Source organism: Pseudomonas sp. D5(2026), assembly GCF_057766845.1.
Genome location: NZ_CM173421.1, coordinates 398570 through 414418, shown reverse-complemented (window position 1 = coordinate 414418; position 15849 = coordinate 398570). Strand labels below are relative to the sequence as shown.

Genomic DNA, 15849 nt, shown 5'->3' with positions numbered 1-15849 from the left:
CTCAGGCGCGCTCGCCGATCAGAGACTCAGCCTCGGCCAGGCGTTCAAGCGTGCCAACATCCACCCAGTGGCCACGATAGTGTTCGCCAGAAACCTTGCCAGCCGCCATCGCCTGACGCAGCAACGGTGCCAGCTTGAAGGCGCCGGCCTGACAACCTTCGAACAGCGCCGGGTGCAGCACCGAAATGCCGCTGAAGGTCAGCGTGCCTGGCGCGTCATCGCCGTCAACGACCTGCTCGCCCATCAGGCGGAAATCACCGCGGCCGTGATGGCCAGGGTTGTCGACCAGCACCAGGTGAGCCAGACCTTGCAGGGGAGCCTGCAGACGCGCGAAGTCGTAGTCGGTCCAGACATCGCCATTCACCAGCAGGAACGGCGCATCACCCAACAAAGGCAGGGCCTTGAAGATGCCGCCGCCGGTTTCCAGCGGTTCACCCTCAGGTGAATAGCGGATGCTCAGGCCGAAGCGGCTACCGTCACCCAAGTGTTCTTCGATCTGCTGGCCAAGCCAGGCATGGTTGATCACCACTTCGGTCACCCCCGCTGCCGCCAGGGCGCGCAGGTGGTACTCGATCAGCGGCTGGCCGGCGACCGGGACCAACGGTTTTGGGGTGTGCAGGGTCAGCGGGCGCATGCGCTCGCCCTTCCCCGCAGCCAGGATCATGGCCTTCATGCACGCGCTCCGGCCTGCAACTCGGCAATCAGCTCACCCAGCTCCGCCAATTCGGGCCGGCGACCGATCACTTCATCTATATAGGCGAAGAAACGCGGTACGTCGCCCAGGTAACGCGGCTTGCCGTCGCGGTGGCAGATACGGGCGAAGATGCCGATCACCTTCAGGTGGCGCTGCACGCCCATCAGGTCACTGGCGCGGTGGAAGGCTTCGAACTCGGCGTGCACCGGGATGCCGGCCGCCTGCGCCTGCTGCCAGTAGTCGCTCAGCCAGCCTTCGACCCGCGCCTGCGGCCAGCTGACAAAGGCGTCCTTGAACAGGCAGGTAATGTCGTAGGTGACCGGGCCATATACCGCATCCTGAAAGTCCAGCACACCAGGGTTGGGGCTGCTCTGCATCAGGTTGCGCGGCATGTAGTCACGGTGTACCAGCACCTTGGGTTGCGCCAGGGCGCTGTCGATCAGCAACTGGCTGACGCGCTGCCAGGTGGCCTTCTGTGTATCGGTGAAGGTCAGGCCCAGCTCACGCCCCACGTACCATTCGGGGAACAATTCCACTTCACGGCGCAGCAGGGCGTCGTCGTAGCTGGGCAGCGGCGCGTCCATCGGCAAACGCTGGAACTTCAGAAGGGCATCGATGGCGTCGGCGAACAGGCCATCGGCGTTGTCGGCATTGATGATGTCAAGGTATGTCTGAGTGCCCAGATCCCCGAGCAGCAAAAAGCCGCGTTCCAGGTCCTGGGCGTGGATCAGCGGCACATGCACGTCAGCGCCGGCCAGCAGGTGGTCGATGGCGACGAACGGTCGGCAATTCTCCTGCGGGGGGGGCGCATCCATGATCACGAAGCTGTGGCCAGCGCCCTGCCAGCGGAAATAGCGGCGGAAGCTGGCGTCGCTGCTGGCAGCAGTCAAGCTACCTGCAGGCACTTCGCCCCAGGCGTTGTCGCGGAAAAGATCATTGAGCTGCTCATCGAGCCAGACCGACAGTTGTTGCAGGCGTACATCGTGTTCAGGCATTGCAAGGGTCTCCGACGGCCCTAGCCGTCAAGCGGGTCATGCTTTATTATCCAGCATCTTTTTCAGACCATCGAGAGGCGTGCGGCCCCACACGCGGGCAGATGGCACGCAGGAAGCCCGGACTAATAAGATGGCATTGAAATCCCCCGCGTTTCGTAGAAAGTTTCCGTTGCTGGTAACCGGCGGTCTGCTGGCCCTGCAACCTCTGGCCACCTCATACGTAGTGGCAGCCGAACAATTCGACTGCCAAGTGTCCGCCGCCGGTGGTTGGGACTGCAAGCCCAAAACCCCAGTCAACAACCTGCCACCGCGCCCGGTGCACGAAGGTGCAGCCGTCAGTTCCGGTACCGAAGCTGCGGGCGAAGCCGAAACTGCGGACCGGCCCATGCTGGTTACCGAGGCCAAGGGCCGTGGCCTGAAGTCGCGCAGTGAAGACTACAGCCACCTGGACTGGGTTCCGCGTGAAAAGCTCACCGCCGCGCAGCTGGCTGAAACCGGCCCCTACTGCGGTGGCGCGTATATCGAGCCAACCCGCCCGGGCATGGCCGACACCACGCCGAAGGATGAGTCGCCGACCTACATCAATGCCAAGGTATCCAAGTACCAGCAGGAGCAACAGATCGCCACCCTCGCCGGTGACGTGGTGATGCGCCAGGGCAGCATGCAGGCCGAAGCCGACGAGGCCAACCTCTACCAGGCCGAAAACCGTGGCGAGCTCAAGGGCAACGTCAAGATCCGTGACAACGGTTCGCTGGTGGTCGGTGACGAGGCACAGATCCAGCTCGATACTGGCGAAGCCCAGGTCGACAACGCCGAATACGTGATGCACAAGTCGCACATTCGCGGCAATGCCCTGTACGCCAAGCGCAGCGAAAACGCCATCATCCGCCTCAAGGACGGTACGTACACCACCTGCGAACCGGGCAGCAACGCCTGGCAGTTGAAGGGCAACAACATCACCCTGAACCCGGCAACCGGTTTCGGTACCGCGACCAACGTCACGCTGCGGGTCAAGGATTTCCCGGTGTTCTACACACCGTACATCTACTTCCCGATCGACGACCGTCGCCAGTCCGGTTTCCTGCCGCCATCGTTCAGCACCAGCAGCGACACCGGCTTCATGCTGGTCACGCCGTATTACTTCAACCTGGCGCCAAACTACGACGCCACGTTGTACCCACGTTACATGGCCAAGCGCGGCCTGCTGATGGAAGGCGAGTTCCGCTATCTGACGCCTTCCAGCGAAGGCCAGTTCGGCGGCGCCTACCTGAACGACAAGAACGACGACCGCAAAGACCAGACTGATTACAAAGATCAGCGCTGGATGGTCAACTGGCAGCACAAGGGCGGGCTGGACGAGCGCCTGATGGCCGAGGTGGACTACACCGACATCAGCGACCCGTTCTACTTCCAGGACCTGGAGTCCGACCAGATCGGTGTTGAGAGCAAAGACCTGCTGGACCAGCAGGGCGCGCTGACCTACCGTGGCAACGGCTACACCGCAAGGTTGAACGTGCATGCCTACGAAATGGCGACCATTTCGAAGATCACGCCGTACGATCGCCTGCCGCAGATTACCCTGAACGGTAAGCTGCCGTTCGAGCCGGGTGGCTTGAACTTCGGATATGAAACCGAAGCCGTTCGCTTTGATCGCGACCTGAAAAACGACTTCGTTCTGGACGAGGACGGTAACCCGGACGCCTCTGCCGGTGTAGCAGGCCGCCGTCTGGACCAGAATATCTTCGGTAACGCCCGCTCCAACGGTACGCGTCTGAACGTCGCACCTTCCATGAGTCTGCCCATGGAAGCCAGCTACGGCTATATCACGCCGAAGCTGAAGTACATGTACACCCACTACGACCTCGATTTGGATAGTAAGGGTAAGCAAGACCTTATTGATCATCCCGAGCGAATCGATCTTTACGGTGACTTCAAGAGCAACCAGAACCGCGACATTCCAATTCTTAGTGTCGACAGCGGCCTGTATTTCGACCGTAACACCTCGTTGTTCGGTACCAACTACCGCCAAACCCTCGAGCCGCGTCTGTTCTACCTCTACGTACCCTACAAGGATCAGACCGATATCCCGCTGTTCAGCACGGGCGAAACGGTGTTCAGCTACGACTCGCTGTTCCGCGACAACCGCTTCAGCGGCATCGACCGTATCGGCGACGAGAACAAACTGTCGCTGGGCGTGACAACCCGCTGGATCGAAGAGAATGGCTTCGAGCGGCAGAACTTCAGCATCGGCCAGGCCTATTACTTCAAGGATCGCAAGGTCCAGTTGCCGGGTATCGACTACCGCACCCGCACCGACTCGCAGTCCGATGTGTCGCCGTACGCGCTGATGTACAACTACTACTTCAACCGCGACTGGCGCTTCAATTCGAACTACAACTGGGACCCGGACACCCGCAGCCCACGCTCGGGCGCCGCGATGTTCCACTACCAGCCTGAAGACAACCCGAACAAGGTGGTCAACCTCGGTTATCGCTACCGTAACGACACCATCGCCTACGACTCCGCGACCGGTACCTGGAAAGTGGGCGGCGGTGACTATGGCACCCCGGGCAGCCCTAACTACGTGAAGGACTACTACAAGATCCAGCAGCATGACTTCTCGGTCATCTGGCCGATCGTTCCACAGTGGAACGTTATCGCCCGCTGGCAGCATGACTACAACCGCAACCGCACCCTGGAAGCCATGGGCGGTTTCGAATACGACAACTGCTGCTGGAAGCTGCGCCTGATCAACCGTTACTGGATCGACTACGACGATTTCAGCCAGGCCCTTCCACAGAACGAAAAAGGCGACCACGGTGTCTTCCTTCAGATCGTCCTGAAAGGCCTCGGCGGCGTAGTTGGCAACAAGGTCGAGTCTTTCCTCGACCAAGGCATTCAAGGTTACCGTGAACGTGAAGACCAAGCTTATTGATCGTCTGCGCCCAGTGTTGCTGGGCGCCGCTTTGCTGAGTGGCGCGGTGCATGCCGCGGTGCAACCTCTTGATCGCGTGGTGGCTATCGTCGACAACGACGTGGTCATGCAAAGCCAGCTGGAACAGCGTGTCCATGAAGTCCAGCGAACAATCGCCAAGCGCGGCGGCGGCGTACCGCCGACCAGCGCCCTGGAACCGCAGGTACTGGAACGCCTGATCGTCGAGAACCTGCAGTTGCAGATTGGCGAGCGCTCCGGCATCCGCATCACCGACGAAGAGCTGAACCAGGCCATTGGTACCATTGCCCAGCGCAATGGTATGTCGCTGGACCAGTTCCGCGCGGCGCTGGCCCATGACGGCCTGTCGTTCGACGACGCTCGCGAGCAGGTCAAGCGCGAGATGATCATCAGCCGCGTGCGCCAACGCCGCGTTGCCGAACGCATTCAGGTGTCCGAGCAGGAAGTGAAGAACTTCCTGGCCTCGGATCTGGGCAAGATGCAGATGTCGGAAGAGTACCGCCTGGCCAACATCCTCATCCCGACCCCGGAAGCCGCCAACTCGGACGATATCCAGAAAGCGGCCCGCAAGGTCGGTGACGTGTACCAGCAACTGCGCCAGGGCGCGGACTTCGGCCAGATGGCGATTGCCAATTCCGCCAGCGAAAACGCACTGGAAGGCGGCGAGATGGGCTGGCGTAAAGCCGGTCAGCTGCCACCTGACTTCGCCAAGATGCTCAGCAGCATGCCAGTGGGCGAAATTACCCAGCCTATTCGCATCCCCAACGGCTTCATCATCCTCAAGCTCGAGGAGAAGCGCGGTGGCAGCGAGAACGTGCTGCGTGACGAAGTGCATGTACGCCACATCCTGATCAAGCCAAGCGAGATCCGCAGCGAGGCGGCCACCAAGCAGCTGGCCGAGCGCCTGTACGAGAGGATCAAGAGCGGCGAAGACTTCGGCGAACTGGCCAAGAGCTTCTCGGAAGACCCGGGTTCGGCACTCAACGGTGGCGACCTCAACTGGGTCGACCCGAACAGCCTGGTACCGGAGTTCCGTGAACAGATGGCCAATGCCCAGCAAGGCGTAGTGACCAAACCGTTCAAGACCCAGTACGGCTGGCACGTTCTGGAAGTGCTGGGCCGCCGCGCCACCGACAGCACCGAGCAGGCTCGCGAACAGCAGGCACTGAGCGTACTGCGCAATCGCAAGTACGACGAAGAGCTGCAAACCTGGCTGCGCCAGATCCGCGACGAAGCCTACGTTGAAATCAAGCTGCCTGGCGCTGACCAGGCCGCCCAGTGAAGCCCCTGCGCTTCGCCGTCACCCCCGGCGAGCCGGCCGGCATAGGTCCCGACCTGTGCCTGCTGCTCGCCGCAGACGCCCAGCCTCACCCCCTGATCGCCATCACCAGCCGTGACCTGCTCGCCGAGCGGGCCACGCAGCTGGGGCTGGCCGTCAGCCTGCTGCCGGTAGCCCCGGGCCAATGGCCTGACCTCCCGGCACCCGCAGGTAGCCTGTACGTCTGGGATACCCCCTTGGCGGCCCCGGTGGTGCCAGGCCAGCTCGACAAGGCCAACGCAGCGTTCGTGCTGGAAACCCTGACCCGCGCCGGGCAAGGCTGCCTGGACGGGCACTTCGCCGGGATGATCACGGCCCCGGTGCACAAGGGTGTGATCAACGAAAGCGGTATCGCCTTTTCCGGGCATACCGAATTCCTTGCCGAACTGACCCGCACCGCACAAGTGGTAATGATGCTGGCCACCCGCGGCCTGCGCGTGGCCCTGGTGACCACGCACCTGCCACTGCGTGATGTTGCCGACGCTATCACTGCAGAGCGCGTCGAACGTGTAACCCGTATCCTGCATGCCGACATGCGCGACAAGTTTGGCATTGCCAACCCGCGTATCCTCGTGTGCGGCCTCAACCCGCACGCGGGCGAGGGCGGCCACCTGGGCCGCGAAGAAATCGACATCATCGAGCCGACCCTGGCCCGCCTGCGCACCGAAGGCATGGACCTGCGCGGGCCGCTGCCGGCCGATACCCTGTTTACCCCCAAATATCTGGAGCACTGCGATGCGGTGCTGGCGATGTACCACGACCAGGGCCTTCCCGTACTCAAGTACAAAGGCTTCGGCGCTGCAGTGAACGTGACCCTGGGCCTGCCGATCATCCGCACGTCGGTTGACCACGGCACCGCCCTGGACCTGGCCGGCACAGGCAAAGTCGACACCGGCAGCCTGCGCGTCGCACTGGAAACCGCCTACCAGATGGCCGAGAACCGACCATGAACGAGCAATACCAACACCGGGCGCGCAAGCGCTTCGGCCAGAACTTCCTGCACGACGCCGGTATCATCGACCGCATCCTGCGCGCCATCAACGCCAAGGCCGGCGAACACCTGCTGGAAATCGGCCCGGGCCAGGGCGCCCTGACCGAAGGCCTGCTGGGCAGTGGCGCACAGCTGGACGTGGTGGAGCTGGACAAAGACCTGGTGCCGATCCTGCAGCACAAGTTCGCTGATCGCAGCAACTTCCGCCTGCATCAGGGCGACGCCCTGAAGTTCGACTTCAACCAACTGGGCGTGCCGCCGCGCAGCCTCAAGGTGGTTGGCAACCTGCCCTACAACATCTCCACCCCGCTGATCTTCCACCTGCTCAGCCATGCTGGGTTGATCCGCGACATGCACTTCATGCTGCAGAAGGAAGTGGTCGAGCGCATGGCCGCCGGCCCTGGCGGTGGTGACTGGGGGCGCCTGTCGATCATGGTGCAGTACCACTGCCGCGTGGAGCACCTGTTCAATGTCGGCCCTGGTGCCTTCAACCCGCCACCGAAAGTGGATTCGGCGATCGTCCGCCTGGTGCCGCACGAAGTGCTGCCGTTCCCGGCCCAGGACCACCTGCTGCTGGAGCGCGTCGTTCGCGAAGCGTTCAACCAGCGCCGCAAGACCCTGCGCAACACCATGAAAGGCCTGCTGGACAGCGCCGCCATCGAGGCTGCCGGCGTTGATGGCAGCCTGCGCCCTGAACAGCTCGACCTGGCAGCCTTCGTGCGCCTGGCTGACCAACTGGCTGATCAGCAACAAGCCTGATTTAGCCTGTACCGGCCTTATCGCGGTTAAACCCGCGAAGGGGCCGGCATAGTCAACACCCCAAGCCCGATCACCGCTGGCCCTCCCCCCTCCCAATGGCCTAGACTGCATTATTGCGTCAGTTCGCCCAAGGCCCTTGCATGTCCGACCCCCGCTATCAAATCGACGTCAGCGTCGTGACCCGCTACCTGAAAGAACAATCCGACCCCGAAAACAGTCGTTTCGCTTTCGCCTACACCATTACCGTGCAGAACAATGGCTCGCTCACGGCCAAGCTGCTGTCGCGCCACTGGCTGATCACCAACGGTGACGGCGAGGTTGAGGAAGTACGCGGTGCCGGTGTGGTCGGCCAGCAACCCAACATCGACCCTGGCCAGAGCCATACTTACAGCAGTGGTGCCGTCATCAGCACCCGCGTTGGCACCATGCAGGGCAGCTACCAGATGTTCGCCGAAGACGGTAAGCGCTTCGACGCCGAGATTGCCCCCTTCCGCCTGGCAGTGCCCGGGGCGCTGCACTGATGGCTACCTACGCCGTCGGTGACCTGCAGGGCTGCCTGCAGCCACTCAAATGCCTGCTCGATCGCGTCAGTTTCAACCCCGCCGTCGACCGCCTGTGGCTGGTCGGCGACCTGGTCAACCGCGGCCCCGAGTCACTGGAAACCCTGCGCTTCCTGTACTCGATCCGTCATTCACTGGTCTGCGTGCTGGGCAACCATGACCTGCACCTGCTGGCCGCCTGGCACAACGTCGAGCGGCTCAAGAAAAGCGACACACTGCGCGAGATCATTGAAGCGCCGGACGCCGACCAGCTGCTCGACTGGCTACGCCAGCAAAAGCTGCTGCATTACGACGAGCCCCGCGGCATCGCCCTGGTTCACGCCGGCATACCGCCACAATGGACCCTTGGCAAAGCCCTGGAACTCGCCGCCGAGGTCGAGGAAGTGCTGCGTGACGACACCCGCCTGCAGCTGTACCTCGAAGGCATGTATGGTAACGAGCCGAACAAGTGGCGCAAGAACCTCGCCGGCGTCGAACGCCTACGGGTCATCACCAACTACTTCACCCGCATGCGCTTTTGCACTGCCGATGGCAAACTCGACCTCAAGAGCAAGGAAGGCCTGGGTAGCGCGCCCAAAGGCTACAAAGCCTGGTACGCGCACAAAGACCGCCGCTCACGCCACGTGAAGATCATCTTTGGCCATTGGGCCGCTCTGCAGGGTGAGGTCACCCAGCCCGACGTCATCGCCCTGGACACTGGCTGTGTATGGGGTGGCGCCATGACCCTGTACAACGTTGACAGCGGTGAATACCACCGCTGCGACTGCGCCGACGACGGCACCCTGCGCCAACCGGCACAACCCACTACACTCAACGACCACACCTGAAGGAAGTAGTACCCATGAGCGAATTCAAGCGCATCCCTCCTGAGCAGGCCTTGGAGCTTCGCAAGAAAGACGGTGCGGTCGTGGTCGACATTCGCGACCCGCAGGCCTTTGCCGCCGGCCACATCACCGGCGCCCGGCACCTGGACAACCACTCGGTCGCCGATTTCATCCGCAACGCCGACCTCGACGCGCCAACCCTGGTGGTCTGCTATCACGGCAATTCCAGCCAAAGCGCTGCCGCCTACCTGGTAGGCCAAGGTTTCTCCGACGTTTACAGCGTGGACGGCGGCTTCGAACTGTGGCGCGCGACCTACCCGGCCGAGACCGCTCAGGGCAACGCTGAATAATTTTTTATTTTCCCCTGCAGCCCGTGCCCCGCGCGGGCTTGCGGCTTATCTGACGAACGGTCGTTCGTAACTTCTGCCTTCCTCGCCCCTTGATCTTGCAGATAACCAACTACGCTTAAGCTCAGGCCATCCAAAAAGGGGAGAGCCGGTACACCGGCGTGCGGGTCATCGGTAGCGTTACAGGGTGTTCTGGGGGGTATACAGCAATCGGCCAACCCGGTTGCATGCCAGCATCAGCTGACTGATCCGGCGTCGTCTCCACGTATCGAGCGAGGTGACGTCATGAGTATTTTTAGCCACTTCCAACAACGTTTCGAGTCTACGCGCCAGGAAGAACTCTCGCTGCAGGAGTACCTCGAGCTGTGCAAAGAGGATCGCAGTGCCTACGCATCGGCGGCCGAACGGCTGTTGCTGGCCATCGGTGAGCCAGAGCTGATCGACACCTCTACCAACTCCAGGCTGTCGCGCATCTTCTCCAACAAGGTTATCCGCCGCTATCCGGCCTTTGCCGACTTCCATGGCATGGAAGAGTGCATCGACCAGATCGTGTCGTACTTCCGCCACGCCGCCCAAGGCCTGGAAGAGAAGAAACAGATCCTCTATCTGCTGGGCCCGGTGGGCGGCGGCAAGTCCTCGCTGGCGGAAAAACTCAAGCAGCTGATGGAAAAGGTACCGTTCTACGCGATCAAGGGCTCGCCGGTATTCGAGTCACCTCTGGGCTTGTTCAATGCCACCGAAGATGGGGCCATTCTCGAGGAAGAGTTCGGTATCCCACGGCGCTACCTCAACACCATCATGTCGCCTTGGGCCACCAAGCGCCTGCAGGAATTTGGCGGTGACATCTCCAAGTTCAAGGTGGTGAAGCTGTACCCGTCGATTCTTAACCAGATCGCCATTGCCAAGACCGAACCCGGCGATGAAAACAACCAGGACATTTCTGCCCTGGTCGGCAAGGTCGATATCCGCAAACTTGAGGAATACCCACAGAACGACGCCGATGCTTATAGCTACTCGGGCGCGCTGTGCCGGGCCAACCAGGGCCTGATGGAATTCGTCGAAATGTTCAAGGCGCCGATCAAGGTCCTGCACCCCTTGCTCACCGCCACTCAGGAAGGCAACTACAACAGTACCGAAGGCCTTGGGGCGATCCCCTATACCGGTATTCTGTTGGCGCACTCCAACGAATCGGAGTGGCACACCTTCCGTAACAACAAGAACAACGAAGCATTCATCGACAGGATCTATATCGTCAAGGTGCCGTACTGCCTGCGGGTCAGCGATGAAATCAAGATCTACGACAAGTTGCTGATCAACAGCTCACTGTCCAAGGCCCACTGTGCGCCAGACACGCTCAAGATGTTGGCTCAGTTCACTGTGCTTTCGCGCCTGAAGGAGCCAGAGAACTCCAATATCTATTCCAAGATGCGCGTTTACGACGGGGAAAACCTCAAGGACACCGATCCAAAGGCCAAGTCGATTCAGGAATACCGGGACGCCGCGGGTGTCGACGAAGGCATGAACGGCCTATCGACTCGCTTCGCCTTCAAGATCCTGTCCAAGGTGTTCAACTTCGACCCACACGAAATTGCCGCCAACCCGGTGCACCTGCTGTATGTGCTCGAACAGCAGATCGAACAGGAACAGTTCCCGGCTGAAGTGCGCGAACGCTATCTGCGCTACCTGAAGGAATACCTGGCGCCGCGCTACATCGAGTTTATCGGCAAGGAAATCCAGACCGCCTACCTCGAGTCCTACAGCGAATACGGCCAGAACATCTTCGACCGCTACGTGCTGTACGCAGACTTCTGGATCCAGGATCAGGAATACCGCGACCCGGAAACCGGCGAAATTCTTAACCGCATTGCGCTCAACGAAGAACTGGAGAAGATCGAGAAACCGGCAGGTATCAGCAACCCGAAAGACTTCCGCAACGAGATCGTCAACTTCGTACTGCGCGCACGCGCCAACAACAATGGCAAGAATCCAAGCTGGCTGAGTTATGAAAAGCTGCGGGTCGTGATCGAGAAGAAAATGTTCTCCAACACCGAAGACCTGCTGCCCGTCATCAGCTTCAACGCCAAGGCCAGCAAAGAAGACCAGAAGAAACACAACGACTTCGTCACCCGGATGGTGGAGCGTGGCTATACCGACAAACAGGTGCGCCTGCTGTCGGAATGGTACCTGCGGGTCAGGAAATCGCAATAAAGCGGCAAGCTACGAGCCGCAAGCTGCAAGCTGCCTGGCGTTGGCATTGCCGCCCGCGTCACAGCTTGCAGCGGCGGTGGCTGCTCTTTCTTGCAGCTTGAAGCTTGTGGCTTGCAGCTTGTGGGTTGCAGCTGCATCCAGTCACCGGAGGGACCATGAGCTACGTTATAGACCGACGCCTGAACGGCAAGAACAAGAGCACGGTCAACCGCCAGCGCTTCCTGCGGCGGTACCGCGAACATATCAAAAAGGCCGTCGAAGAGGCGGTGAGCCGCCGCTCCATCATGGATATGGAACACGGCGAGCAGATCAGTATTCCCGGACGCGACATCGACGAACCGGTCTTGCATCATGGTCGTGGGGGCAAACAGACCATCGTGCACCCTGGCAACAAAGAATTCACGGCAGGTGAACACATCCCGCGGCCGCAAGGCGGTGGAGGTGGTGGCGGTCGCGGCAAGGCCGGCAATTCCGGCGAGGGCATGGACGAGTTCGTCTTCCAGATCACCCAGGAAGAATTTCTCGAATTCATGTTCGAGGACCTTGAGCTACCCAACCTGGTCAAACGTCACCTGACTGGCGCCGACACCTTCAAGACCGTTCGGGCCGGCATCGCCAACGAAGGCAACCCGTCACGCATCAACATCGTGCGCACCCTGCGCTCGGCCCATGCCCGGCGTATCGCCCTGACCGGCAGCAGCCGCGCCCTGCTGCGCGAAGCACAAAAGGAACTCGACCGCCTGCGGGTCGAAGAGCCGGACAATTTCACCGATATCCAGGAAATCGAACAGGAAATCGAGCGCCTGAAAGCGCGTATCAACCGCCTGCCCTTCCTCGACACCTTCGACCTCAAGTACAACCTGCTGGTCAAGCAACCCAACCCAAGCTCGAAGGCGGTGATGTTCTGCCTGATGGACGTATCCGGCTCGATGACCCAGGCCACCAAGGACATCGCAAAGCGCTTCTTCATCCTGCTGTACCTGTTCCTCAAGCGTAACTACGAGCGCATCGAAGTCGTTTTCATTCGCCACCACACCAGCGCCCGGGAAGTCGATGAAGAAGAGTTCTTCTACTCGCGGGAAACCGGCGGCACCATCGTTTCCAGTGCCCTCAAGCTGATGCAGGAGATCATGGCCGAGCGCTACCCGGCCAGCGACTGGAATATTTATGCCGCGCAAGCTTCCGATGGCGACAACTGGAACGACGACTCGCCGATCTGCCGCGACATCCTCTCCAAACAGATCATGCCGCATGTGCAGTACTACACTTACGTTGAGATCACCCCCCGTGAACACCAGGCGCTGTGGTATGAGTACGAGCGTATCGGCGATGCTTTCCCCGACACGTTCGCCCAACAGCAGCTGGTATCGGCCGGCGACATCTACCCGGTCTTCCGTGAACTCTTCCAGCGCAGGTTAGCCACATGACCGCCAGAGCACAGAGACGCCAACCCATTTCCACTGGGTCCGAGTGGACGTTCGAGCTGATCCAGACCTACGACCGGGAAATCAGCCGTCTGGCCGAGCGTTACGCCCTGGACACCTACCCCAACCAGATCGAGGTAATCACTGCCGAACAGATGATGGACGCCTACGCATCTGTCGGCATGCCGCTGGGCTACCACCACTGGTCCTACGGCAAGCAGTTCCTCAGCACGGAAAAGTCCTACAGCCGGGGCCAGATGGGCCTGGCCTACGAGATCGTGATCAACTCCGACCCTTGTATCGCTTACCTGATGGAAGAAAACACCATGTGCATGCAGGCACTGGTGATTGCCCACGCTTGCTACGGCCATAACAGCTTTTTCAAGGGCAATTACCTGTTCCGCACCTGGACTGACGCCAGTTCGATCATCGACTACCTGGTGTTCGCCAAGCAGTACATCGCCCAGTGCGAAGAGCGCCACGGTATTGATGCAGTGGAGGACCTGATCGACTCCTGCCATGCCCTGATGAACTACGGTGTCGACCGCTACAAGCGGCCCTATCCTATTTCTGCCGAAGAAGAGCGGCGCCGGCAACAGGAGCGCGAAGAGCATCTTCAGCGTCAGATCAACGACCTTTGGCGGACAATTCCGAAGAACGCCGAAAAGGGCAACGACCGCGATGAGGGGCGCTTCCCCGCCGAACCGCAGGAAAACATCCTGTATTTCATCGAAAAAAACGCCCCGCTGCTTGAACCCTGGCAACGTGAGGTAGTGCGCATCGTGCGCAAGATCGCCCAGTACTTCTACCCCCAGCGCCAGACCCAGGTGATGAACGAAGGTTGGGCAACCTTCTGGCACTACACCCTGATGAACGACCTGTACGACGAGGGGCTGATTACCGAAGGCTTCATGATGGAGTTCTTGCAGTCGCACACCAGCGTGGTGTTCCAGCCCGGCTTCGACAGCCCGTACTACAGCGGCATCAACCCCTACGCGCTGGGCTTTGCGATGTACACCGACATCCGCCGCATGTGCGAAAACCCCACCGAAGAAGATCGCCACTGGTTCCCCGAAATTGCCGGCAGCGACTGGCTTTCTACCATCAAATTCGCCATGAGCAGCTTCAAGGACGAGAGCTTCATCCTGCAGTACCTGTCGCCCAAGGTGATGCGCGACCTCAAGTTGTTCAGCATCCTCGATGACGACCAGCGCGACGACCTGCTGGTGCCTGCCATCCATGATGAGGCCGGCTACCGGGTGATTCGGGAGCAACTGGCAGCGCAGTACAACCTGGGCAACCGTGAACCGAACGTACAGATCTGGAGCGTCGACCGCCGCGGAGACCGCTCACTAACCCTGCGACACCAGCAACACAACCGCAAACCGCTGGGGGACTCGACCGACGAAGTGCTCAAGCACCTGCATCGCCTGTGGGGCTTCGATATCCACCTGGAGACCGTGCAAGGCGAGCAAGTGATGAGTACTCACCACATGCCGCCGCGCGGCGAGCATAGCGAAAGCGCCGACTACGGCCGCATGGACCTGGCCGTTATCCACCACCTATGATGCAACTCCATGACCGCCGACGGGTTATCCTGTCGGCAGTTATGGAGAGCTGCACATGCACATCTACAAAGTTGGCGGCGCCGTGCGCGACCGCCTGCTCGGCCGCCCTGTCAGCGATATCGACTGGCTGGTGGTGGGCGCCACAGTCGAAGAAATGCTCGCCAAAGGCTATCGGCCGGTGGGCGCCGATTTCCCGGTGTTCCTGCACCCGAAAACCGGCGAGGAATACGCCCTGGCGCGCACCGAGCGCAAGAGTGGGCGAGGCTACGGCGGGTTCACTTTTCACGCCAGCCCCGACGTAACCCTGGAAGAGGACCTGATCCGTCGCGACCTGACCATAAATGCGATGGCCGAGGATGAAGCCGGCACGCTATACGACCCCTACCAAGGCAAGAAAGATCTGGATCAACGCCTGCTACGCCATGTTTCCCCGGCATTCGCCGAAGATCCTCTACGCGTGCTGCGTGTTGCCCGCTTTGCTGCCCGCTATGCGCCACTGGGTTTCCGGGTTGCCGATGAAACCTTGACGCTGATGCGCCAGATCAGCGCCTCGGGCGAACTGCAGGCACTCACTGCTGAGCGCAGCTGGAAGGAAATCGAGCGCGCGCTGATGGAAGTGCAACCACAGGTATTCTTCAAGGTGCTGAGCGCGTGCGGGGCCCTGCAGGAGCTGCTGCCTGAGCTCGATGACGGCTCCCGGACACTGTCGGCGCTGGAGCAGGCGGCGGCGCACGAACAACCGCTGCTCGTGCGCTGGGCCTGCCTGTTGCGCGGGCTGGCACCGACATCGATCAAAACCGTCAACCAGCGCCTGAAGGCACCGCGTGAATGCCAGGAACTGGCCATGCTGACAGGGGAGTGCCTGGCGCAGGGCAATCAGGCGCTCGAACTGCCGGCCACGGCACTGCTGGAGCTGTTGCAGAAGTTCGATGTCTACCGACGGCCGCAGCGGTTCGAGGATTTTGTGGTCGTTTGCGAGATGGCGGCGTTGGGCGATGGCGAGCAGGGTTACCCACAGGCCGATTACCTGCGAGGCGCAGCAGCGGCGGCGCGAGCGGTGGATGTGAAGCCGTTGGTGCAAGCCGGGCTGACGGGTCAGGCGCTGGGCGAAGCACTCAAAGGTGAACGGCTGAAAGCGCTCGAGGCTTACCAGCGCGGTTAGACCTCCCGGCCTCTTCGCGGCTGAAGCCGCTGTAGGAGCGGGTTCA

The 15849-nt window shown here is 61.0% G+C and carries 13 protein-coding genes; 11 read left to right on the top strand and 2 right to left on the bottom strand.

Going from position 1 to position 15849, the window contains the following annotated elements; all coding sequences use genetic code 11:
• Position 1: 1 nt before the first annotated feature.
• Positions 2-673 (bottom strand): N-acetylmuramate alpha-1-phosphate uridylyltransferase MurU, encoded by a 672-nt coding sequence (gene murU / locus AC3B5Q_RS01840; protein ID WP_028696956.1) that lies wholly within the window; start codon positions 671-673, stop codon positions 2-4.
• Positions 670-1689, bottom strand: coding sequence for an aminoglycoside phosphotransferase family protein (locus tag AC3B5Q_RS01835; protein WP_021782715.1), 1020 nt, complete (start codon positions 1687-1689; stop codon positions 670-672). Before AC3B5Q_RS01835 ends, murU begins: the two co-directional genes overlap by 4 nt.
• A gap of 130 nt (positions 1690-1819) precedes the next feature.
• Here AC3B5Q_RS01835 and AC3B5Q_RS01830 point away from each other — a divergent pair, with 130 nt between their 5' ends.
• The 11 genes from AC3B5Q_RS01830 to AC3B5Q_RS01780 all read left to right on the top strand — a co-directional run bounded on the left by AC3B5Q_RS01830 (position 1820) and on the right by AC3B5Q_RS01780 (position 15803).
• A complete protein-coding gene (locus AC3B5Q_RS01830; RefSeq protein WP_028696955.1) occupies positions 1820-4624 on the top strand; it encodes an LPS-assembly protein LptD in 2805 nt (934 codons plus the stop codon).
• The gene (gene surA, locus AC3B5Q_RS01825) at positions 4605-5924 is read left to right on the top strand and encodes a peptidylprolyl isomerase SurA (protein WP_033729885.1); all 1320 of its coding nucleotides are present in this window, start codon (positions 4605-4607) and stop codon (positions 5922-5924) included. The genes AC3B5Q_RS01830 and surA overlap by 20 nt, the downstream gene beginning before the upstream one ends.
• Entirely contained in the window at positions 5921-6910 is a 990-nt protein-coding gene (gene pdxA / locus AC3B5Q_RS01820) for a 4-hydroxythreonine-4-phosphate dehydrogenase PdxA (RefSeq protein ID WP_003255557.1), read from the top strand. Before surA ends, pdxA begins: the two co-directional genes overlap by 4 nt.
• The gene (gene rsmA / locus AC3B5Q_RS01815; RefSeq protein WP_103463383.1) at positions 6907-7710 is read left to right on the top strand and encodes a 16S rRNA (adenine(1518)-N(6)/adenine(1519)-N(6))-dimethyltransferase RsmA; all 804 of its coding nucleotides are present in this window, start codon (positions 6907-6909) and stop codon (positions 7708-7710) included. The genes pdxA and rsmA overlap by 4 nt, the downstream gene beginning before the upstream one ends.
• A gap of 140 nt (positions 7711-7850) precedes the next feature.
• Positions 7851-8231, top strand: coding sequence for a Co2+/Mg2+ efflux facilitator ApaG/CorD (gene apaG / locus AC3B5Q_RS01810; protein ID WP_021782712.1), 381 nt, complete (start codon positions 7851-7853; stop codon positions 8229-8231).
• Complete coding sequence (locus tag AC3B5Q_RS01805) at positions 8231-9097, top strand: symmetrical bis(5'-nucleosyl)-tetraphosphatase (protein ID WP_021782711.1); 867 nt, start codon at positions 8231-8233, stop codon at positions 9095-9097. Before apaG ends, AC3B5Q_RS01805 begins: the two co-directional genes overlap by 1 nt.
• 14 nt (positions 9098-9111) lie before the next feature.
• Complete coding sequence (glpE, locus tag AC3B5Q_RS01800; RefSeq protein ID WP_103443390.1) at positions 9112-9444, top strand: thiosulfate sulfurtransferase GlpE; 333 nt, start codon at positions 9112-9114, stop codon at positions 9442-9444.
• Positions 9445-9726: 282 nt separating this feature from the next.
• Positions 9727-11649 carry a PrkA family serine protein kinase gene (locus AC3B5Q_RS01795; protein ID WP_021782710.1) on the top strand — a complete coding sequence of 641 codons (1923 nt, stop codon included), beginning with the start codon at positions 9727-9729 and terminating at the stop codon, positions 11647-11649.
• 155 nt (positions 11650-11804) lie between these two features.
• A complete protein-coding gene (locus AC3B5Q_RS01790) occupies positions 11805-13076 on the top strand; it encodes a YeaH/YhbH family protein (RefSeq protein WP_021782709.1) in 1272 nt (423 codons plus the stop codon).
• On the top strand, positions 13073-14641 hold the full coding sequence (locus AC3B5Q_RS01785) for a SpoVR family protein (protein WP_010951740.1): 1569 nt from the start codon (positions 13073-13075) through the stop codon (positions 14639-14641). The genes AC3B5Q_RS01790 and AC3B5Q_RS01785 overlap by 4 nt, the downstream gene beginning before the upstream one ends.
• Positions 14642-14696: 55 nt before the next feature.
• Positions 14697-15803 carry a multifunctional CCA addition/repair protein gene (locus AC3B5Q_RS01780; protein WP_275967157.1) on the top strand — a complete coding sequence of 369 codons (1107 nt, stop codon included), beginning with the start codon at positions 14697-14699 and terminating at the stop codon, positions 15801-15803.
• Positions 15804-15849 lie beyond the last annotated feature (46 nt).